Source organism: Methanobrevibacter sp., from assembly GCF_045126245.1.
Taxonomy (GTDB): Archaea; Methanobacteriota; Methanobacteria; order Methanobacteriales; family Methanobacteriaceae; genus Methanocatella.
Map to the genome: position 1 here is coordinate 1 of NZ_JBGVOG010000113.1, position 2577 is coordinate 2577.

Below are 2577 nucleotides of genomic sequence, written 5' to 3' on the forward strand. Positions count from 1 at the left end.
CAATTCCAAAGCGTTAGTGCAGGTAACTCCAAGATATTTTCCTGTTTTCAAGCCTTCCTCTATTTCACGCCTCTCTTCAGGCTTATATCCTGCCCTATAAGCCGCAATCCTATGGGCCAATTTCCCTTTAATTTGAGTCATGTCCTTTTTTGCCCACATTGCAATTAGTTCAGTTGTTTTTCTTGAAACCGTGAAACATAATGTTTGAATCCCCTTGAACATCATATACATGAAGATATTCTCAGTTTCCATATGAACTGAAGGTGCATTTTGAATATTGACCCTGTTTCTCCTGTAATTTTTAAAGGGATTGTATAAGATAAAATCTTTCTCACCGCTTGGGGAAGTGTCATTGTCAACAAGTTTGAATTCCTCTCCAGTCAACCTATTGGCCAACTCCAGGGGATTTGCAAGAGTGGCCGATGACAATATGAACTGGGGATATGACCCGTAAAAATTGGCTATTCTTTTTAATCTTTTAATTAGAAATGCCACGTTGGATCCGAACACACCCTTATAGTAATGGGATTCATCAATTACAATATATCTTAAATTGCGATAAAATCGTGACCACTGATGGTGCCATGATAAAATCAGATGCAGCTGATAGGGATTTGTTAAAACAATGCGTGATTTCTCACGAATTCCTTTTTTGTCCCCTCTAGGAGTGTCACCATCATAGGTTCTTGGATTGATTTTTATGTCCAACTCCTCTTCAAGATTCTCCAGAACATGCAGCTGGTCGTTTGAAAGGGCCTTGGCGGGATAAATATAAAGCGCTGTCGCATCACTGTCTTCAATCATTGTCTCCATTATTGGCAAATTGAATGCCAAAGTTTTCCCGGAAGCCGTCGGGGTTGTGATAATAACGTTTTCCCCCTCTTTAATAGACTCATATGCATCTGCCTGATGATTATACAATTTTATATCCTTTTCATCAAGGTACTCAACAATTTTATCATTTAAATTATCAACTTTTTTAAAACTAGCCTCTTTAGCCGGAATAGTCTCCACATGAGCTATATTATCCCTATAGCGAACATCATTTTTAAACATATCAATATTGTTGGAATCAGACATAATCTCAGCTAAAATAATTTAATAAGTATATTTAAAATCTAAATACTATTTAAAATTATCCGTTTTTTAAAAAGAGTAGTTAGGATTAAAATCCTAACTATTTATGCATATTATGAAAGTTTAAAAACTTTCTATGAAAATATTTTTATACAATAGAATAAAAACGTATCGTAAAATAAAAATTACTTTTTTTCAACAACCATTTACAGTTAACCAATAGTTTTCAAATGCTCTCTCAACTATTATATTAATAACATAATCACATAAATTAATAAATATAAGTTACGAGGGAAAAAATGATTTCATATGAAGAATTTGAAGATATAATAGTAAACACGCTTAAAAGAGACATTTCTTCAAATAAAGACCAAAAGAAGGCCATTATTTCTAATCCTGACAAATCACTATTTATTGTTGCCGGACCAGGTTCCGGGAAAACGACCGTAATGGTATTGAAAATATTGAAATACATTTTCGTGGATGATATCGACCCGTCCGAAATTTTAGCCACAACATTTACAAAAAAGGCAGCAGCCGAATTATATTCAAGAATTTTAGGTTGGGGAGACCAGATTAAAAATTATCTTGAAGATAATGCTGGAGATGACTTTGAAAAGATTGCAAAAATTGAAAGAATTGATTTCAACCAGATACTGATCGGCACAACAGACAGTATAGCCGAACAATTACTTAGGGAAAATAAAAAGCCCGGAGAAAATCAGGCTATAGTCATTGAAGAATTTGTTGCAAACACTGCCATGATTAAAATCCTTATTAAGGACAATAGATATCAAAGTAAAGACCTTCAGGAATTTCTGATGGAATTAAGCGGCAGAACCAAACTTGAAGAACCTTCAAAAATGAGTGAAATCCTAATGGAAATTAAAAACAGGATTTATTATGACCAGATAAATTTTGAAGAGTTATATGAAAAAACTCAAGACAACAACGGATTCAAATTAGCTCTTGACTGTATTAAAGAATATGAAAATACTCTTAAAAGCAGAAATATTATTGATTTTGCAATGCTTGAGAAAGCGTTTCTCGAAAAGCTAAAAAATAATGATTTGAATTTGTTTTTGGATGAAGTCAAAATTGTTTTAATCGATGAATACCAGGACACAAACCTGATTCAGGAAGATATTTACTTTACCATCGCCGAATCAGCACTCCAACATGACGGCAACATTACCGTTGTAGGGGATGATGACCAATCCCTTTATAGATTCCGGGGCGCCACAGTAGATTTATTTACAAATTATGAAAAGCGAATAAATGAAAGACTTGGAATTGATGTTGAAGAAATCAACTTAAGAACAAATTACAGGTCCACAGAAAATATTATCAACCACTGCAATCAATTTGCTGAACTTGATAGCGAATATCAGCACGCAAGAGTTGAAAATAAACCAAAGATAATATCCCCTGATTTTGATAAGGATAAAATGCCGATTTTGGGAATGTTTAGAAATAACCCTGAAATGTTATCCAGAGATT

The 2577-nt window shown here is 33.7% G+C and carries 2 protein-coding genes; one reads left to right on the forward strand and one right to left on the reverse strand.

Annotation, left to right across the window (positions count from 1 at the left end; genetic code table 11):
• Window positions 1-1080 (reverse strand): DEAD/DEAH box helicase (locus ACJMLZ_RS08405; RefSeq protein ID WP_405305176.1); only part of this gene is annotated, 1080 nt, incomplete at its 3' end.
• A gap of 296 nt (window positions 1081-1376) precedes the next feature.
• Between ACJMLZ_RS08405 and ACJMLZ_RS08410 the strand changes: the two genes are divergently transcribed.
• On the forward strand, window positions 1377-2577 hold a 1201-nt coding region (locus ACJMLZ_RS08410; protein WP_405305177.1), incomplete at its 3' end, for a UvrD-helicase domain-containing protein.